Genomic DNA, 18,139 nt, shown 5'->3' on the forward strand with positions numbered 1-18,139 from the left:
GCACTCGTCGGTGACGCCGACTCCTGTGGCTCGCTCTGACCTGCGGCGACGTGCACTCGTCGGTGACCCGTGATGTGATGTCAGCATGAGTTCGGTCGAGTGGAATCAGCGCGCGGCCGCGGCGCAGGCCGCGGTCGTGGAGCGGCACCTGAAACCCGTGTGGGGCATCCCCGGCACCCTGCTCGGCACGCCCGCCTACCCGGCCACCCGCCGTGATTCGCTGTTCGTCAGCTGGAACTACTGGTGGCAGGCCCACCTGCTCGACGTGGCGGTGGACGCCTACGTCCGTGACGGCGCACCGTCGACCCGGAAACTGGTGCTGCGCATCGCCCGCGGGCACCGCGTGCGGAACCTGTTCCGCGTCACCAACTCGTACAACGACGACATGGCGTGGATGGGGCTCGCGCTGGAGCGGGCGCAGCGGCACGCGGGATTGAACTCGGCGCGGCGGTTGCGCGTGCTGCGCGACACCCTGTACGACGCGTGGGTGCCCGACGCCGGCGGCGGCATCACCTGGCGCACCAAGGGCCTGTTCCTCAACGCTCCCGCCAACGGCCCGGCCGGCATCTTCCTGGCGCGGATGGGCCGGTTCGAGCGCGCGGAGGAGACCTCCGACTGGCTGTACCGGCGGCTGCTCGACCTGGAGACGGGCCTCATCAACGACGGGGTCGACGGCGACTACGACAGCCCCGAGGTCGGGAAGATCTACCCGGAGAAGTACTCCTACAACCAGGGCGTCACGATCGGCCTGGACGCGGAGCTCTCCTCGGATCTGGCGCCGACGCACGCGGTTCGCGCCGCGGGCCTCATCGCCGCGGTCGCGGAGCACATGACCGACGGTGCCGTCATCACCGGCGGGGACGGGGGCGACGGCGGCCTGTTCAACGGCATTCTCATCCGGTACCTCGCGGTCGCGGCCCGCGCCCTGCGCGGTCCGGACGCCGAGGACGCGCGCGCGATGGCGTCGGAGATCGTCTTCGCCTCCGCCGAGGCGGCCTGGCACGGCACCCGCGAGCTGGACGGCCGGGTGCTGTTCTCCGCCGACTGGACCCGCGACGCCCGCATCCCCGGCACGTCCGATGCGCCCGCGTACTTCACCGGCGGCACCGTCCGCTCGAGCGAGACGCCCGAACGCGACCTGTCCGTGCAGGTCGGTGGTTGGATGGCGATGGAGGCCGCGGCCGCGCTCGCACGGAGCTGAGCCGGGCACCGGGACCGAGGAGGTCGCCATGCGGGTCATCGAGGTCGACGGGGCCGCCCTGGCGGTCGACGTGACGGGGCGCGCCGACGGTCCGGCGGTGCTGCTCGTCGCCGGCGGTGGGCAGTCCATGGACTGGTGGACGCCGGAGTTCTGCGCCCGGCTCGCGGGCGACGACCTGCGGGTGATCCGCTACGACCACCGCGACAGCGGCGAATCGTCGACGTCGCCGCCCGGTGCGCCCAGCTACACCGGCGCCGACCTCGCGGCCGATCCGCTGCGGATCCTCGACGCCCTCGGCGTCGACGCGGCGCACGTCGTCGGGATGTCCATGGGCGCCGGGATCGGGCAGACGCTCGCGGTCCGCGCACCCGAGCGGGTGCTGTCGCTGACCTTGATCGAATCCAGCCCCGCGGGCGGCGAGCACGACCCGCTGCCCGGCCCGACGCCCGCCGTGGCGGCGACCTTCACCGAGCCGCCGCCCGAGATCGACTGGTCCGATGAGGCGGCCGTCATCGACTACCGCGTGGACGTCGAGCGGCCCTACGCGGGCCCGGGCGGCCTCGACGAGGAGCGGACGCGGGCCATCGCGACCCGCGAGGTGCGCCGCACGCGGACCATGGAGGCGTCGCTGAACAACCACTTCCTCGCGGAGCCGGCGCCGCCGGTCGATCCCGCGGCGATAGCGGCCCCGACGCTGGTGATCCACAGCGCCGACGACCCGCTCTTCCCGCTGCCGCACGGCGAGGCCCTGGCACGGATGATCCCGGGCGCGCGGCTGCTCACCCTGCGCGGGCCCGGCCACGAGATTCCGCCGCCCGCGACGTGGGACGTCGTGATCCCGGAACTGCGCCGTCAGGTGCTCGACGGGGTGGCCGGGCCCTAGGCCGGCGGCGTGCCGCCCTGGTCCGCGAGATAAGCGAGGGCGGCTGTGGCCCATTCGATGTCGGTGCGGTTGTGCCGTAGGCCGTGGTCGATGGCGATCCGGTCGAACGGCGTCACGTAGTCGAGATCCTTCAGCCCCTCGCGGATGGCGGTGAGAACGTCGATGCGGGTGCGCGCGTGGGTGATGACGGTGTCGAAGAACCTGCGCGCCACCGCGTCGTCGGCCTCGGTGAGGAGGAAGGCACGGAGGAGCTTGGTGTTGCGGGGCGGTGTGTCGATGACCGGCTGGTCGAGCCACGCCGCGAGGTCGGCCCGTCCGGCGGCGGTGGCGGAGTACACCTTCCGTGCGCGGGGGCCGGTGTCGACGATCTCGATGTACCCGTCCCTCTCGAGCTTCCCCAGTTCGGAGTAGAGCTGGCTCTGCGTCGCCACCCAGAAGTTTCCGATCGACCGGTCGAATCGCCGCAGGAGGTCGTAGCCGCTGCCGGGCTGCTGGGCCAGCAGCCCGAGCGCTGCGTAGCGGAGACTCATAGCGAGAAATCTAACATTTCACAATTGACATGTCTGAATAGGAATGTAGTGTCATTCGCGGGGGAACCCACGTCGAGGTGTTGCACAGCCGAGAGGGAGATGCGGGGGAGGATGAAGCGGAGCGGAGTGCATCTCGCGGGTGCCGTGGAGGCCGCGCGGGGCGGCGACAGGCGCGCGGTCCGCGACGTGCTCGACTCGGTCCGCCCGACGGTGGTGCGCTACTGCCGCGCCCGGGTGTCGGCCTCGGGTGGACGCGCGGACGACCTCGCGCACGCGGTGTGCGGGGAGGTGGTGGCGGCCCTCCCGCGTTACCGGCCGCGCGACGAGTCCTTCGCGGCGTTCGTGTACGGCATCGCGGCGGGCGTCGTGACCGGCGAGAGGGTGCCGGAGGATTCGCCCGTCGCCCTTCTCTCCGCGCGCCACCGGGAGATCCTCATCCTGCGCGTGGCGGTGGGGCTGTCCGCGGAGGAGGCGGCGTCCGCGCTCGGCTGTACCGCGGCGGCGATCCGCCTCGGCCAGCATCACGCGCTGCCGGAGCTGCGCGCCCGCACGGACGGCGGCGCGGGAGGCGAGGCCTAGGACGCCTCGAGGCTGGGGGCGTCGCCCGTGGGCGCCCGGTGCACGGGGCAGCCGGGCGCGAAGGTGCCCAGCGATTCGGTGCGGAAGCCCTTCGGGTAGCTGCGGATCCGGTGGTTGTTCCGCACGAGGGCGGGCGTGCGCCGCGACGGCAGGACGGCCAGGAGCCGGGCGCGCAGCTTCATCGCGCCGACGGAGATCCGGCGCACGACGGGCCCGGGATCGTCGTAGTGGAAGGCGGCCAGCAGCGGCGGGTCCATGAGCGCCCGGCTGAAGACGCCGATCGCAGGGCGCACGGGCGCGAGGTAGAAGCTCTTGAGCAGCTCGAGGGTGGAGTCGGCGACGCGGCGGGCGCCCTCGTCGAAGGCGAAGTGCTCGGCCTCGTAGGTGTCCATGTAGTCGGCGAACTCGTCGTACGTGGCGGGGATGTCCGGGATCGCCATGTGCTTGCCGAGGGCCTGGTAGTAGCGGACCGTCGCGAGCTTCTCCGCCTCGGTGAGAGCGCGCCAGCCGTAGTCGGCGTTCCACCGGATCGGGACGACGACGAAGGTGCACAGCACGTACCGCATGTCGTCGTCGGAGATGTCGTACATCTTGTGCATCTGGTTGATGCGCCGGACGGCGGCCTTGCCCTCGGGGCTGGCGAAGCCCTTGAGCAGCGGCACCTCGAGGAGGAGCGCCGTGTCGTCGTAGCGCTTCTGCACCCGCTCGGTGAACTCGCCCGTGTCCGCCAGGAGGCGGCCGATGCTGGGCACGGCGTAGGTGCGGAAGAGCGCGAAGCTCAGCGCCTGGGTGATGTCCCACGGGAAGTCGTACGTCCCGAGGTTGCGCGAGATCTCGACGTAGTCGGTCTCGGGGTTGAGGCCGCGGTTGCGGTCGATCTTCTGCATGACGTCTCCTCGGTGGGCTGCCCTCACTGTAAGTCGACTTATACACATGTGCAAGAGGTCACATCGATCGCTCGAGACCGGGCGTGGGGAGCGACGGCGTGACTCTCGAATCCTGTCCACGACGGACATCGTGTCCGCAACGGACAGAATCCGAGAGCGCGCCGGACGAACAGGGCGCGCAGCGGCGCCGACCGGACTCAGTCCTCGGTCAGGGCACCGTCGGCCATGCGCCAGCGGCGCGTCGCGCGGACGGTGTCGAGCATCCGGCGGTCGTGCGTGACCAGGATGACCGTGCCGTCGAAGGACTCGACGGCCTGCTCCAGCTGCTCGATCGCGGGCAGGTCGAGGTGGTTGGTCGGCTCGTCGAGGACCAGCAGGTTCACGCCGCGGGCCTGCAACAGCGCCAGCGCGGCGCGGGTCCGCTCGCCGGGGGAGAGCGACGAGGCGGGGCGCAGCACGTGGTGCCCGCGCAGCCCGAACTTCGCGAGCAGCGTCCGCACGTCGGCGGGCGGCGTCTCCGGCACCTCCGCGCAGAACGCGTCCAGCAGCGGACCGTCGGACAGGAAGCGGCCGCGGGCCTGATCGACCTCGCCCACCTCGACCCCGGACCCGTGGACGACCGATCCGGCGGAGGGCGTCAGGCGGCCCAGCAGCAGCCCCAGCAGCGTGGACTTGCCGGCCCCGTTCGGGCCGGTGAGCAGGATCCGGTCGCCGTACTCGACGCTCACCGTCACCGGCCCGACCGTCAGGCCGGGATACGCCACGGAGGCCCCGGACGCCGTCACCACGACCGTCCCGCTGCGGGGCGCCGCGAGGATCGACATCCGCAGCTCCCACTCCTTGCGCGGCTCGGCGACCACCTCGAGGCGCTCGATCGCGCGCTCGGTCTGCCGCGCCTTGGAGGCCTGCTTCTCCGTCGACTCGAGCCGCGCCTTGCGGCCGGCCTTGTCGGGATCGGAGCCGTTCTTCATCTTGCGGCGCGCGTTGCGCACGCCGTGCTCCATCCAGTTGCGCTGCATCTGCGCGCGATCCTGCAGGTCGGAGAGCTTGCCCGAATACTCCTCGTACTCCTCGCGCGCGTGCCGCCGCGCGACCTCGCGCTCGGTCAGGTACGCCTCGTAACCGCCGCCGTAGACGCCGATCTGCTGCTGCGCGAGGTCCAGTTCCACGACCGTGGTCACCGTCCGGGCCAGGAACTCGCGGTCGTGCGAGACCACGACGATCGCGGTCGCCGCCTCCGCGACGAAGCGCTCCAACAGCTCCAGGCCGGCGAGGTCCAGGTCGTTGGTGGGCTCGTCGAGCAGCAGTACGTCGTACCGCGAGGCCAGCACCGCCGCGAGGCCCGCGCGGGCGGCTTGCCCGCCGGACAGACCCGTCATCGCCGCGTCCGGGCTGTCCAGCCCCACGTCGGACAGGATCGCCTCCAGGCGTTGCTCCAGGTCGGCGCCGCCGAGGGCGAGCCACCGGTCCAGCGCGGGAGTGTAGAGGTCGGTGTCGGGATCGTCGCCGAGGGCGAGCGCGGCCGCGTCCATCGCCTCCTGCGCCGCCGCGACGCCGGTCCGTCGCGCGACGAACTGTGCGACGGTCTCGCCGGGCCGGCGCTCGTGCTCCTGCGCCAGGTATCCGACCTCCGCGTCGGCGGGGGAGAGGTCGACGGTGCCGGTGACGTCGGGCCCGCCGTCCGCGCCCACCCCGGCGAGGAGCTTGAGCAGCGTCGACTTCCCGGCGCCGTTGGCGCCGACCAGCCCGACCACGTCGCCCGGCGCGATCACGAGGTCGAGGCCCGAGAAGAGGGTGCGGTCGGCGTACGCGACGGACAGGTCGCGGGTCTGCAGGACGGTCATGTCAGTCGTCGAGGTCGACGGTGACGTTCGGCTTGCGCATCTCGCGCCGGTAGCCGACGATCCCGACGATCGTGCCGGCGACGAGCATGACGATCATGCCGCGCAGCGCCCAGTCGAGGATCCACTTGTAGTCCTGCAGCGCCGAGGAGGCGTAGTAGCCCACGAGCAACAGGAACGGCGCCCAGATCAGTGAGCCCAGGACCGAGGCGATGGTGAACTTCCGCTTGTCCATGCCGACCGCGCCGGCGACCAGCGGGCACAGCGTGCGGACCCAGGGGATCCAGCGGGCGATGAGCACGGAGAAGAAGCCGTGCTTGTCCATCAGTTCCTTGACCCGGTGCAGGTTGTGCGCGTTGAGGTAGCGGCCGTCCTGCTTGGCGAGCACGTGATCGCCCATCTTGACGCCGATGCCGTAGCCCACGTGGTTGCCGGCGATCGCCGCGAGGAAGGCCGCCAGCGCGAGTCCCCACACGGACATCGCGGAGTGGCCGGTGGTGGCCATGGCCAGGCCGGCGGTGAGCAGCAGCGAATCGCCGGGGAGGAACAGCCCGATGATGAAGGCGCACTCGCAGAACACGAATCCGGCCACGACGAGCCAGATCATCACCGGCCCGGCGGTCTGGACGAATTCGAGCACGGATGGGGCCTAGGCGCCGGTATCGGCGGCGGTGGCGCGCCGCCCCGCGAGGTACTTCTTGACGACGCCCCACACGATGGGCAGCACGGAGACCAGCACGATGCCGATGAAGATCTTGTCGATGTTGGTGCGGACCCAGTCGATCTTGCCGAGCCACACGCCCAGCAGGAGGATGCCGTCGGCCCAGATCACGGCGCCGATCGCGTTCCAGATGACGAACTTGGCGTAGCTCATCTTCGCGGCGCCGGCGGCGATCGGCGCGAAGGTGCGCACGAACGGGACGAAGCGGGCGAGGATCAGCGTGGCGGGGCCGTACTTCTCGAAGAACTCGTGCGACTCGTCGAGGTACTTGGTCTTGAGGAAGCGGGCGTCGGGCTTGAAGAACTTCTCGCCGCCGAACCGGCCGATGAAATAGCCCACCTGCGAGCCGAGGATCGCCGCGATCGGGGTCGCGATCAACAGCACCGGCAGCGACATCGCTGAGCCCGTGTACGTCGCCTCGCCGACGGCGGTGCCGGTCCCGGCCGCGGTCAGCAGGCCGGCGACGAACAGCAGCGAGTCACCCGGGAGCACCGGGAACAGCACGCCGGATTCGATGAACACCACGAGCAGCAGGCCCACCAGGGCGATGCCGCCGAAGGCGTTGAGGACGGCCACCGGATCGGTGATGTCCTTGAGGGCGAACGCCTGCATGGTGGTCGAGGCGGCCAGAGTCAGGTCGTTGAGAGGCACGCCGACCAGGATACCGGCTCTATTTCAGGAGTTCGTCGATGTAGCACCACCGCCAGGACTCCCCGGGCTGGAAGCTGCGGATCACGGGATGATTGGTGTGCTCGTGGTGGACGGTCGCGTGCTTGCCCTCGGAGGAGTCGCAGCAGCCGACGTGTCCGCAGGTCAGGCACAGTCGCAGGGCGACGGGGTTCTGGCCCGCCGCGATGCACTCGAGACAGGTCTCGCTGAGCGGCACCGGGTCGGCGAAATCGTCCGAAACGCGAAGATGGTCACATTCGTCCTGCGCCCACGGCGGGGTGAGCAGTTCGGCCACCGCGATGCGCTCGCTGCGGACGGCCGAGACCTCCAGCATCGCCTCCTCGACGTCGAAGTTGGACAGCACCTGCTCGAGGACCTCGTGGTCGCCCTGGCCGGCGTCGCGCATCCGCAACACCTCCTCGCGCTCGGCGGCGATCATCTGCAGCCGGATCGCGCGGAGTTGGGCGGCGGGGGTGTTCGCGGAGTCGGGGCCGAGCCGCTCCCAGAACGCGCGCTCGCGGTTGATCGTGTGCTCCCGCACCCCGTCGAGCACGGTGGCGGGCACGGTGTTCTCCGGGCTCGCCGCGATCTCGTCGAGTCGCGCGAGGCCGGCGTTGAGGGCGGCCCGCATGACGACGGCCTGCTGCAGCGCATCGGTGCGGGCGTTCGGCCCCTGCACCTTGAGCAGCCTGGCGAGCGCGGGCAGCGTCGACCCCTGGATCAGGAGGCTGCCGGCCACGACGACCATGGCGGCGAAGACGAGCACCTCGCGGTCGGGGAAGTCGAGCGGGAGGATGAACGCCGCGGCCAGCGTGACCACGCCGCGCATCCCGGCCCACGACAGCACCGTCGTCTCGCCGGCCGTGAGCCGCTCGTCGGCGTCGTCCACCTTGATCGCGATGAGGGCCGACGGCGCGCACCACACCATCCGCGCGAGGATCACCGTGAGCATCACCGCGATGCACGTCGTGATGATGAGCGGCCACCCGATCGGCGAGTTGTCCGCCCCCTCGAAGATCGTTCGCATCTGCAGGCCGATGAGCAGGAAGACGGCGTTCTCCAGCAGGAACTGGATGGTGCTCCAGTTGATCCGCGCCGACATCCGGCCGATGGCCGTCTGATCGGTGGGTGCCCGGTACGCGACGATGAGTCCCGCGACGACCGTCGCCACCACACCCGAGGCGTGGATGTGCTCGGCCGGCAGGTAGGCGATCCAGGGGCTGATCAGGCTGATACCGGTGGTGAGCACCGGGTCCGTCAGTCGGCGCAGCGCGAACCGGATCAGCAGGGCGGCGAGGACGCCGACGACCACGCCGCCGACCGCGCTGAGCGCGAACGAGCCGAGGACCTGCCAGAAGCCGATGGTGCCCGCGACCGCCGCGATCGCGGTCCGCAGCAGCACGATCGACGTGGCGTCGTTGAACAGGGACTCGCCCTCGAGCAGGGTCGTCACGCGGCGGGGCAGGCCGATGCGCCGGCCCACCGCGGTCGCGGCCACCGCGTCGGGCGGCCCGACGATGGCGCCGAGCGCCAGCCCGGCGGCGAACGGGATGTCGAGGAGGTACGAGGTCACGACGCCGACGGCCGCGGCCGTGAACAGCACCAGCCCGACCGACAGCATCCCGATGGGCCGGATGTTCTCCTTGAAATCGACGAGCGAGGCCTTCGACGCCGCCGCGTACAGCAGCGGTGGCAGCAGACCCAGCAGCACCACGTCGGGATTGAGCGGCACGTCGGGCACCGCGGGGATGAACGACACCCCGATGCCCACCACCGTCAGCACCAACGGCGCGGCGAGACCGAGACGGTCACAGAATGCACTGACCACCAGAACCGTGGCGACGAGGGCGACCAGCCCAACAGCGAGCTCCATGGGCGATAGTCTTTCACTGAAACGCCGAACCGCTCAGGAGGACAGACATGCCCATCGCCACCCCCGAGGCCTACCGGGAGATGCTGGACCGCGCCCGTGAGGGCGGTTACGCCTACCCGGCGATCAACTGCACGTCCAGTGAGACGATCAACGCGGCGATCAAGGGTTTCGCCGATGCGGGCAGTGACGGGATCATCCAGTTCTCCACGGGCGGCGCCGAGTTCGGTTCCGGTCTGGGGGTCAAGGACATGGTGGTCGGTGCGGTCGCGTTGGCGGAGTTCGCGCATGTGGTGGCGGCGCAGTACGACGTGACCGTCGCCCTGCACACCGATCATTGCCCGAAGGACAAGCTCGATTCGTATGTGCGGCCGCTGCTGGCGATCTCGCAGGAACGCGTCGATGCCGGCCGCAATCCGTTGTTCCAGTCGCACATGTGGGACGGGTCGGCGGTGCCGCTGGAGGAGAACCTCGAGATCGCCCAGGAGCTGCTCGCGAAGGCGAAGGCGGCGAAGATCATCCTGGAGATCGAGATCGGTGTGGTCGGTGGTGAGGAGGACGGCGTCGAGAACGAGATCAACGACAAGCTGTTCACCTCGGATGAGGATTTCGCGAAGACCGTCGACGCGCTGGGTGCGGAGGGGTATCTGCTGGCGGCGACGTTCGGCAACGTCCACGGTGTGTACAAGCCGGGGAATGTGAAGCTGCGTCCGGAGGTGTTGCGGGACGGTCAGGCGGTGGCCTCCGAGAAGTTGGGGCTGCCGGCGGGGAGCAAGCCGTTCGATTTCGTTTTCCACGGCGGGTCGGGGTCGCTGAAGTCGGAGATCGAGGACTCGCTGTCCTACGGCGTGGTGAAGATGAACGTCGACACCGACACCCAGTACGCGTTCACCCGTCCGGTCGCCGGGCACATGCTGTCGAACTACGACGGTGTCCTCAAGATCGACGGTGAGGTCGGTAACAAGAAGGTCTACGACCCCCGCTCCTACCTGAAGAAGGCCGAGACCTCGATGGCCGAGCGCGTCGTCGAGGCCTGCAACGACCTGCACTCCGCCGGCAAGTCCATCAGCGCGAAGTAACGAGCGGCTCAGGCCAGCGCCAGTCCCAGGAGGACGGCCAGCACGAGCACGATCATGGCCGCGGCCGCCGCCCACTCCGGGCCGGTGAGCCGCGGCCGTGCGCGTTCCGGGGCCGGGTTCTGCGCCTGCGGGGCCGGCGGGTTCGACGGTGCGCCCTGCGCCGGCCCGGCGGGCCGGGCGGGACGGGACTGCGCCTGCGGCGGCCGGGCCTGGTTCGCCTGCTGTGCGCGGGCCTGCTGTGCGGGCGGACGGTGCTGCTGCGCGCCGTGCGTCGGGTGCGGTCGCGGCGCCATCCGGTGCGGGGCCGCCATCGGCGGGGTCGCCGTGCGGCGGGGCGGGGTCACGCGGCCCGCGCCGCGCGCGATCCGGTCGGTCCGGGGCGTGGGCCGGTCGGGGACCTCGGAGTACGCGAGCTTGGGCTCGGACGGTGCCGGCCGCGGCGCGGGGGCCGCGGGTTCGGGCTTCGGCACGGGTTTCGGGTTACGGAGGGTGGGGTCCTCCGACGGGGTGCTCATCGCGCCCCGACGCGGGTGCACACCTTCCAGGTGTCCGCGTCCTTCTCCAGTGTGAGGGTGTTGCGCACCTTCGCGCTCGGCTTGTTGGCGTAGTGCACCTCGACCTGCACCTCGGCCTTCTCGCCCCGCACGTCCACGGCCTGGAGGCCGTCGAGCTCGGGGAGCAGGCCGTCGGCCTTGGCGTTGCCGTAGACGCGCTGCCACTGGTCGTCGCCCAGACCGTCGTAGTAGGCCTTGGCGTTGCCGCAGGTCTGCGCACGCAGGGCGGCGAGGTCGCCGCGGCCCACGGCGTCGATGAACGACGTCGTCGCGTTGGCCGCCTGCTGCCGCGGGTCGCTCGACGAGCCGGAACCGGACTTGGGCACCAGCAGTGCGATGGCCGCGACGATCACCACGACCGCCACCACCGCGGCCGCGACGATCCACAGCGTCCGCTTGCCCTTCGACGGTGCGTCCTGCCCGCCGGCCGGCGCGTAGTACTCGGGCGACTGCCGCCCCGCGCTCTCCTGCGGCGCCCGGGGCTTCGCGAGGTCGGGACCGGGCGCTGCGGGCGCAGCGAGCGGCGCGACGGGGATCGCCTCCGTGGCCGGCGTCGCGTCCGGCAGCTCGTTCTGCTCCGTGTCGATGATCGCCTGGTCGGGCCGCTCCGCGACGGGGATCGCCGTCGTCGCAGCCGCGTCCGCCTCGTCGACGTCGCCTGCGTCGTCGGCCGCGGTGGCCTCGTCGGGTGCGGCCCCGTCCGCCTCGTCCTCGGCGGTCGCCTCCGGCGCGGGCGCCTCGGTCTCGACCGGTCCGACGGTGCGCAGCGGCGACGCCGCCTCGTCGGCGCCGTCCTCGTCGGAGGCTTCCGCGTCGCCCTCGTCGGCCGCCTCGTCCTGGTCCGCGTCGTCCTGGGCTGTCTCGTCCTGGACGGCGGGATCCTGCTCGTCGTCGTCCGCGGCGGCTTCGTCGTCCACGGCGTCGTCGGCGACGGGCGCGTCGTCCGCAGTGGGCTCCGGCTCGTCGTCGCTCGCGGTGTCCTCGTCGGCGTCCTCGGCGGCTTCGGAAGTGACATCGTCCTCGTCGACGGCGTCGTCCGCGGTCGCGTCGTCCTCGGCGGAGGCGTCGTCGTCCTGATCCTCGTCGGCGACCGCGGCAGCGCCTGCCACGACGGCAGCGGCTCCCGCAACCCCGGCGGCCGCGGCGGCGACCGAGGGGCCGTCGTCGTCGGCGTCGTCGGACCCGTCCGCACTGTCCGCGCCGTCAGCCGCATCTGCGCCACCGGGGCCGTCCGCACCGTCCGCGTCCTCGGCGCTGTCGGACCCGTCCGCGCGCTCCGGGCCGTCCTCGTCGGTGCCGTCTGCGTCGGCCGCGACCGCGTCGGCCGCAACCTGATCGGTGTCCGTGTCGGTGTCGGCTTCGTCGGTCTCGGACGTCGCCGCAGCCTCGTCCGCCTCCTGCGCGCCTTCGTCGGCGACGGCCTCGTCAGCGCTCGCCTCATCCTCGGCGGGTTCCGCGGGAGTCTCCTCGGCCGGGCGGCTCTGCGCGGGGAAGGCGGTGGTCTCGGCGGTGCTGGGCCGCTGCACGACGGGGAGCACCGTGGTCTCCGACTCGTCGGCGGCGGGCGAGGTGGTCACCACCGGCCCGACGGTCCGGAGCGGCGACGCCGCAGCCCCCGCGGCCTCGTCGCTCCCGGCATCCGCAGCGTCGGCCTCGGCGTCGTCCTCGTCCGCTTCGTCGGCTTCGGCGGCGGCATCCTCGTCGGCGTCGTGCTCGACCGGCCCTTCCTCGTCGTCCAGTGCGCGACCGGCGGCGGGCAGCACCCGCGTCTCCGCCTCGGACGGCGCCCCGCCGGCCTCGTCGGTGCTCTCGGCGTCGGCCCCGGCGGACGCGGCGGCACCGTCGACGGGGATGGCGACGGTCTCCGCCTCGCCAGGGGTCGGCGCGGGCGCGGTGTCCTCGACGAGCTTGGCGAGCGAGTCCGAGTGCGACGGCGTCACGGCGTCGGCGGGCGCGCTGCCGAGCGAGCCGGCGGTCTCGGGGTGGTGGTCGTGCAGGGGCGCGGCGGGCCAGGAGGCGAGGCGTCCACGCAGGTCACGAAGTCGCGAGAGTGGTCCCCGGTTGTCATCCCGCGCCATCGCTTCCGCCATCCCCTCGTTCGTGAATCGTTCCTCCTCCGCGGCGGCGCGCCGCACGCGGAACACCTGACACCCTAGCGGGCGCGAACCCGGCGCGACCCCCGCGTTGCGCTGGCACGCACGTCGTCCGCCCTTCTCCGGGCGTCGCGTGGAAGACTGGAGCAATGACGTCCTTCGGAGATCTCCTCGGCCCGCCCCCGGTCCTGCTCGACATCGACGAAGAGCCGGAACTCCAGCTGAACCAAGGCCGCCCGGCCGTCGAGGTCGCGGCGGACACCCCCACCTCGTCGCTGGCGTGGGCCGTGCTCGCCGAGGGCGCGCTCGACGCGGGCGAGGCCGTCACCGCCTACGCCTACGCGCGGACCGGCTACCACCGCGGCCTCGACCAGCTGCGCCGCCAGGGCTGGCGCGGCTTCGGCCCGGTGCCCTACAGCCACGAGAACAACCGCGGATTCCTGCGGGCGGTGGCCGCGCTGGCCCGCGCCGCGCAGTCGATCGGCGAGGAAGACGAGTACCTCCGTTGCCTGGACCTGTTGAACGACTGTGACCCCGAAGCCGCCGGCGCCCTCGGACTCGGCGCGTAGCCGACTCCTCCGGCGGCACAATGCGCTGCCGCAGGTGATCCAGAGCCGCACCAAGCGGCTCTGGAACGCCAAGCTGCCGATTCTGCAGTGCGCGGTCGCCGCCGGCATCGCGTGGTTCATCGCGAACGACGTGATCGGCCACGTCTCGCCGTTCTTCGCGCCGATCGCCGCGATCATCTCGCTGGGGCTCTCGCTCAACCAGCGGCTGCGTCGGTCGCTGGAACTGGTGGGCGGCGTCACCGTCGGCATCGGCGTGGGCGACCTGCTGATCTCGGTGATCGGGACCGGGCCGTGGCAGCTGGCCCTCGTCGTGGCGATCGCGATGGCCGTCGCCGTGCTCGCCGACCGCGGCCCGCTCGTGCCGATGCAGGCGGCGTCGTCGGCGGTGCTGGTCGCGACGCTGCTGCCGCCCGGTTCGACGGGCGGTTGGACCCGCATGCTCGACGCCCTCATCGGCGGCCTCGTCGGCGTGGTGATCGTGGCGCTCATCCCGAACAATCCCGCGCGGCGGCCCCGCAAGGACGCCGCGAAGGTCCTCGACACCATGCGCCGCGTCGTCGCCTCGGTCGCCGCAGGTCTGACCGACCGCGACATCTCCTCGCTCGAATGGGCGCTGGAGACCGCCCGCGCCACCCAACCCGACCTGGACCAGCTCTCCAGCGACCTCGCCGGCGGCATCGAGATCACCAAGGTCTCGCCGATGTTCTGGAGCTCGCGGCAGCGGATGGACAAGCTGCAGGCCATCGCCGACCCTCTCGACAACGCCGTGCGCAACATCCGGGTCATGGCGCGGCGGGCACTCGGTTCCAACCAGGCGGGCGAGAAGATCGACCCGGCGCTGGTCACCGAGATCGGGAGGCTGGCCGACGCGTTCAAGACCCTGCGCGACGTGGTCCTCGCCGAGCCCGGGATGCAGCCGGACCAGGCTGAGGCCGCGCGCGTCCTGCGGTCCTCGGCGCGCCGCGCGAACGCCCTGCACCTGGAGGAGAGCGAGACGCTCAACGAGGTGATGATCTACGGCCAGCTGCGCTCGACGATCGTCGACCTGCTGCAGGTCGCGGGCCTCTCCCGCACCTCGGCGGTCGCGCAGATGCGGGACGTGCCGAAGAAGAAGGACGCCCCGAAGCCGCCCGAGTGACGCCCGGGCTCAGCTGATGAGCAGCCAGTCGTCGGTGTTGCGGTAGAAGGTCGCGCGGGTCACGACGCTCGGATCGGTGCGGCCGTCGCGCGTCACGACGAGCTCCAGCCCGCCGGTCTGCGCGGCGCGACCGGACAGCCACCGTCGGCGCACGCCCTTCGCGAGCCGGGCGCGGACCCCGCCCGTCTCGCCCGCCGCGCCGAAGGGCTCCACGATCACGGCCTTCGCCTGCCCGGTGAACAGCTTCTCCGAGTCGACGAAGGTCTCGCCGGTCAGCGGCCCGCCGTCGGGACCCGTGATCTTGGCCTTGCCCACCAGGACGAACCCGCGGTCGTCGCGGATCAGGGGCACGGCGCGGGGCGTACCCGTGAGCGGATCGCCCGGCGGGTAGATCGACGATGCGTGCGAGTTCTCGGTGGGCACGTACGCCACCTCCACATCGAGCCGCTCCGACGCCATGAGCCGGGCGATCACCGCCGCCAGCAGGTCATCGGGCCCCGCGACCACGATCCGCTTCGGGAACGTCAGCTTCTGCTTCAGTTCCGCCTTGGCGGAGTCGAGGTCGACGGTGATCGTTTCGAGGTCGCGGAGGCTGCCCGGGATGCGGACATCGGGGGCGCGCACCACGACGGTGCTCTGGGTCACGGAGCTCACCGCACCTACTGTAAGGTTGCGGCACGGCTCGACGTTATCCAGGTGATTCTTCAGGTGAGTACCGAGCCGGAAGGGGAATTGTCATGCCCGCGATCGTTCTGATCGGCGCCCAGTGGGGCGACGAAGGCAAGGGTAAGGCCACGGATCTGCTGGGCGAGAAGCTCCAGTGGGTGGTCCGCTACCAGGGCGGCAACAACGCCGGCCACACGGTGGTCCTGCCGAACGGCGACAAGTTCGCGCTCCACCTCATCCCGTCGGGCATCCTGACCCCCGGCGTGAAGAACGTCATCGGCAACGGCGTCGTGGTGGACCCGTCGGTCCTGCTCGCCGAGCTCGACGGCCTCGAGGCGCGCGACGTCGATACGTCGAACCTGCTGCTCTCGGCCGACGCGCACCTGCTCATGCCGTACCACGTGGCGATCGACAAGGTCACCGAGCGCTTCCTCGGCAACAAGAAGATCGGCACCACCGGCCGCGGCATCGGCCCCTGCTACCAGGACAAGATCGCCCGTGTCGGCGTCCGCGCGCAGGACGTGCTGGACGAGTCGATCCTCACTCAGAAGGTCGAAGCGGCACTGGAGTTCAAGAACCAGGTGCTCACCAAGATCTACAACCGCCGCGCCCTCGACGCGCGCCAGGTGGTCGACGAGACGCTGGAGCTCGCCGAGAGCTTCAAGCACCGCATCGCCGACACCCGCCTCGAGCTGAACCTCGCGCTGGAGCGCGGCGAGACGGTGCTGCTGGAGGGCTCGCAGGGCACGCTGCTCGACGTCGACCACGGCACGTACCCGTACGTCACCTCGTCGAACCCCACGTCCGGCGGCGCGTCGGTGGGCTCGGGCATCGGCCCCACCCGCATCACGACGGTGCTGGGCATCCTCAAGGCGTACACGACCCGCGTCGGCTCGGGCCCGTTCCCGACGGAGCTCTTCGACGAGTGGGGCGAGTACCTCGCCAAGCACGGCGGCGAGGTCGGCGTCACCACCGGCCGCGCGCGTCGCTGCGGCTGGTTCGACGCCGTGATCGCCCGCTACGCGACCCGCGTCAACGGCATCACCGACTACTTCCTCACCAAGCTCGACGTGCTCAGCTCCATCGAGAACGTCCCGATCTGCGTGGCCTACGAGATCGACGGTGTGCGGTACGACGAGATGCCGCCCAACCAGACCGATTTCCATCACGCGAAGCCGATCTTCGAGACGATGCCCGGCTGGTGGGAGGACATCTCCGGCTGCCGCACGTTCGAGGACCTGCCGAAGAACGCGCAGGACTACGTGCTGCGGCTCGAGGAGCTCTCGGGCGCGCACATCTCCTGCATCGGTGTGGGCCCGGGCCGCGACGAGACGATCGTCCGCCGCGCCATCGTCTGAGGTGTTCTGAAACCGAGCCTGTTCGAGGCCGCGGCGAAGCATTTCCATCGTCGCTCCGCTCAGGCTCGGTTTCGGACGAGTCCTAGGGCGTCGGGGCCGGGGTCGGCGTCGCCGAGGGGGTGGCGGTCGGGGTCACGCGGTACATCCGCGGCCCCTCGCCGCGGCCGGGACCGTGCCGCTGGGCGTCGTTGCCGCCGGGCCCGCGGTGCTGCATCGAGTGGCCCTTGTGCGACCCCGCGACCTCGTTCACCCAGTACCCCGCGGTGAAGCTGACGCCGCTGATCCCGATGAGCCCGAACACGATCGCCGCGATGAGCAGCTTCCTCGACGGCCCGGCCGTCGACGGTGCCGCCTCCGGCGGGGCGGGGCTCGCGGCGGCCGGCGGAGCCGCGGGCGGGATCGGCGCGGTGGGCGTCGGCTGCGGATCGGTGGGCTCGGTCATGGGATTCTCGCTTCGGTCGGTGCGGTCACCGTGACCGCGCTGGCACCGATGATGCGACGCCTCCCTGGGGATCGGCTGGCAGCCCGCTGCGAATCCGACCCGCGCCGTCAGCGCAGCGTGGGGTCCTGCGCGCGCACGGCGTGCACCTCGTCCATCGACGGTGCGTAGGCGCCGGCCCGGCTCACGGTGAGCGCGGAGGTGATGACGGCGCGGTGCAGCGCCGGCTGCACGTCGCTCCACTGTGCGGCGCGGAGCCGGCGGGCGGCGTACCGCGAGCCCAGGTACCCGGCGTCGAGCAGGCCGGACACGAGGCCCGCCATGAAGGAGTCGCCCGCGCCGACGGTGTCGCCCACCTCGACGGTCAGCTGGTCGACGTGCAGCATGTCCCGGTTGCCGGCGAGCAGCGCGTATGCGCCCCAGGGGCCGCGGGTCAGCACCACCATCGCCGGGCCGGCCGCGATCCAGCGGCGCATCACGTCCTCGACGGGCTCGTCGGGGTGCAGCCAGGCGATGTCCTCGTCGCTGGCCTTCACCACGTCGGCCTGCGCGATCATCTCCATCACCCGCGGCAGCACCTCGGCGGGCGTGCCCATCAGCGCGGGCCGGATGTTCGGGTCGTAGGAGACGGTGGCATGGTCCCGGATCCGGCGCACCACGTCGGCGACGCCGTCGGACCCCGGCGCGAGCGTCGCGGCGAAGCTGCCCGTGTGCAGGTGTCCGTAGCGTTCCAGCGACGAGGTGGGCGGCACCTCCCACGTGAGGTCGAACTCGTACGTCGCGCGGCCCTCGGCGTCGACGTGCGCGTAGGCGAGCGGGGTGTTGGCGGCACCGTCGGACCCGGGGACGACGTCCACGCCCGCCCGGGCGGCGGTCTCGGCGATGCGGTGGCCGCGCACGTCCCGCCCCCACCAGGACAGGATCGACGTGGGGTCGCCCAGCGACGCCAGCCCGCACGCGACGTTGAACAGGCTCCCGCCCACGTGCTCGGACGGTTCGGCACCGTCGCGCAGTACGACGTCGACGAGTGCCTCACCCAGGCACAGCGTCCGATCGGTCATC

The 18,139-nt window shown here is 71.6% G+C and carries 18 protein-coding genes; 7 read left to right on the forward strand and 11 right to left on the reverse strand.

Translation table 11 applies throughout. The features are described 5' to 3' along the window. The first annotated feature begins 85 nt into the window (after nt 1-85). Together BLW32_RS03665 and BLW32_RS03670 are read left to right on the forward strand one after the other, a co-directional pair. Entirely contained in the window at nt 86-1,201 is a 1,116-nt protein-coding gene (locus BLW32_RS03665; protein WP_068740700.1) for a glycoside hydrolase family 76 protein, read from the forward strand. A 28-nt stretch (nt 1,202-1,229) separates the two neighbouring features. Next, nucleotides 1,230-2,084: an alpha/beta fold hydrolase gene (locus tag BLW32_RS03670; protein WP_068740701.1), complete on the forward strand. Its 855-nt coding sequence runs from the start codon at nt 1,230-1,232 to the stop codon at nt 2,082-2,084. Here the strand turns inward: BLW32_RS03670 and BLW32_RS03675 are convergent. After that, a complete protein-coding gene (locus BLW32_RS03675) occupies nt 2,081-2,614 on the reverse strand; it encodes a PadR family transcriptional regulator (RefSeq protein WP_068740702.1) in 534 nt (177 codons plus the stop codon). The two genes, BLW32_RS03670 and BLW32_RS03675, sit on opposite strands and share 4 nt — an antisense overlap. A gap of 111 nt (nt 2,615-2,725) precedes the next feature. Here BLW32_RS03675 and BLW32_RS03680 point away from each other — a divergent pair, with 111 nt between their 5' ends. Then, nucleotides 2,726-3,193: a sigma factor gene (locus BLW32_RS03680; protein WP_074850344.1), complete on the forward strand. Its 468-nt coding sequence runs from the start codon at nt 2,726-2,728 to the stop codon at nt 3,191-3,193. Here the strand turns inward: BLW32_RS03680 and BLW32_RS03685 are convergent. The 5 genes from BLW32_RS03685 to BLW32_RS03705 all read right to left on the reverse strand — a co-directional run bounded on the left by BLW32_RS03685 (nt 3,190) and on the right by BLW32_RS03705 (nt 9,184). Next, on the reverse strand, nt 3,190-4,080 hold the full coding sequence (locus BLW32_RS03685) for an oxygenase MpaB family protein (RefSeq protein WP_068740704.1): 891 nt from the start codon (nt 4,078-4,080) through the stop codon (nt 3,190-3,192). The genes BLW32_RS03680 and BLW32_RS03685 overlap by 4 nt on opposite strands. A gap of 197 nt (nt 4,081-4,277) precedes the next feature. Continuing rightward, entirely contained in the window at nt 4,278-5,924 is a 1,647-nt protein-coding gene (locus BLW32_RS03690; RefSeq protein WP_068740705.1) for an ABC-F family ATP-binding cassette domain-containing protein, read from the reverse strand. A 1-nt stretch (nt 5,925) separates the two neighbouring features. Further along, nucleotides 5,926-6,561: a DedA family protein gene (locus BLW32_RS03695; RefSeq protein WP_068523587.1), complete on the reverse strand. Its 636-nt coding sequence runs from the start codon at nt 6,559-6,561 to the stop codon at nt 5,926-5,928. Nucleotides 6,562-6,570: 9 nt separating this feature from the next. Further along, nucleotides 6,571-7,293: a DedA family protein gene (locus BLW32_RS03700; RefSeq protein ID WP_225535871.1), complete on the reverse strand. Its 723-nt coding sequence runs from the start codon at nt 7,291-7,293 to the stop codon at nt 6,571-6,573. 19 nt (nt 7,294-7,312) lie between these two features. Further along, nucleotides 7,313-9,184, reverse strand: a complete 1,872-nt coding sequence (locus BLW32_RS03705) for a Na+/H+ antiporter (protein WP_068740706.1) — start codon at nt 9,182-9,184, stop codon at nt 7,313-7,315. A 47-nt stretch (nt 9,185-9,231) separates the two neighbouring features. Between BLW32_RS03705 and fbaA the strand changes: the two genes are divergently transcribed. Further along, entirely contained in the window at nt 9,232-10,260 is a 1,029-nt protein-coding gene (fbaA, locus tag BLW32_RS03710) for a class II fructose-bisphosphate aldolase (protein WP_068523591.1), read from the forward strand. An 8-nt stretch (nt 10,261-10,268) separates the two neighbouring features. Here the strand turns inward: fbaA and BLW32_RS03715 are convergent, their stop codons facing one another. Continuing rightward, the gene (locus tag BLW32_RS03715; RefSeq protein WP_139286057.1) at nt 10,269-10,775 is read right to left on the reverse strand and encodes a flagellar biosynthesis protein FlhF; all 507 of its coding nucleotides are present in this window, start codon (nt 10,773-10,775) and stop codon (nt 10,269-10,271) included. Continuing rightward, nucleotides 10,772-12,958, reverse strand: a complete 2,187-nt coding sequence (locus tag BLW32_RS03720) for an Rv0361 family membrane protein (protein WP_068740708.1) — start codon at nt 12,956-12,958, stop codon at nt 10,772-10,774. Before BLW32_RS03720 ends, BLW32_RS03715 begins: the two co-directional genes overlap by 4 nt. 98 nt (nt 12,959-13,056) lie before the next feature. On the opposite strand from BLW32_RS03720, the gene BLW32_RS03725 reads away from it, so the two are divergent. Together BLW32_RS03725 and BLW32_RS03730 are read left to right on the forward strand one after the other, a co-directional pair. Then, on the forward strand, nt 13,057-13,476 hold the full coding sequence (locus BLW32_RS03725; protein WP_068523596.1) for a DUF3151 domain-containing protein: 420 nt from the start codon (nt 13,057-13,059) through the stop codon (nt 13,474-13,476). After that, complete coding sequence (locus tag BLW32_RS03730; RefSeq protein ID WP_068523598.1) at nt 13,436-14,614, forward strand: FUSC family protein; 1,179 nt, start codon at nt 13,436-13,438, stop codon at nt 14,612-14,614. The genes BLW32_RS03725 and BLW32_RS03730 overlap by 41 nt, the downstream gene beginning before the upstream one ends. Before the next feature lie 9 nt (nt 14,615-14,623). Here BLW32_RS03730 and BLW32_RS03735 read toward each other — a convergent pair whose 3' ends face one another. Continuing rightward, nucleotides 14,624-15,268 (reverse strand): hypothetical protein, encoded by a 645-nt coding sequence (locus BLW32_RS03735; RefSeq protein ID WP_068740709.1) that lies wholly within the window; start codon nt 15,266-15,268, stop codon nt 14,624-14,626. 83 nt (nt 15,269-15,351) lie between these two features. On the opposite strand from BLW32_RS03735, the gene BLW32_RS03740 reads away from it, so the two are divergent. Next, nucleotides 15,352-16,638 carry an adenylosuccinate synthase gene (locus tag BLW32_RS03740; RefSeq protein ID WP_068523601.1) on the forward strand — a complete coding sequence of 429 codons (1,287 nt, stop codon included), beginning with the start codon at nt 15,352-15,354 and terminating at the stop codon, nt 16,636-16,638. 82 nt (nt 16,639-16,720) lie between these two features. Here the strand turns inward: BLW32_RS03740 and BLW32_RS03745 are convergent, their stop codons facing one another. Both BLW32_RS03745 and BLW32_RS03750 read right to left on the reverse strand, forming a co-directional pair. Next, complete coding sequence (locus BLW32_RS03745) at nt 16,721-17,080, reverse strand: hypothetical protein (RefSeq protein ID WP_068740710.1); 360 nt, start codon at nt 17,078-17,080, stop codon at nt 16,721-16,723. 107 nt (nt 17,081-17,187) lie between these two features. Continuing rightward, nucleotides 17,188-18,138: a PfkB family carbohydrate kinase gene (locus BLW32_RS03750; RefSeq protein ID WP_068523604.1), complete on the reverse strand. Its 951-nt coding sequence runs from the start codon at nt 18,136-18,138 to the stop codon at nt 17,188-17,190. Nucleotide 18,139 lies beyond the last annotated feature (1 nt).

This window comes from Tsukamurella tyrosinosolvens (assembly GCF_900104775.1).
In the GTDB taxonomy this organism is placed as follows: domain Bacteria; phylum Actinomycetota; class Actinomycetes; order Mycobacteriales; family Mycobacteriaceae; genus Tsukamurella; species Tsukamurella tyrosinosolvens.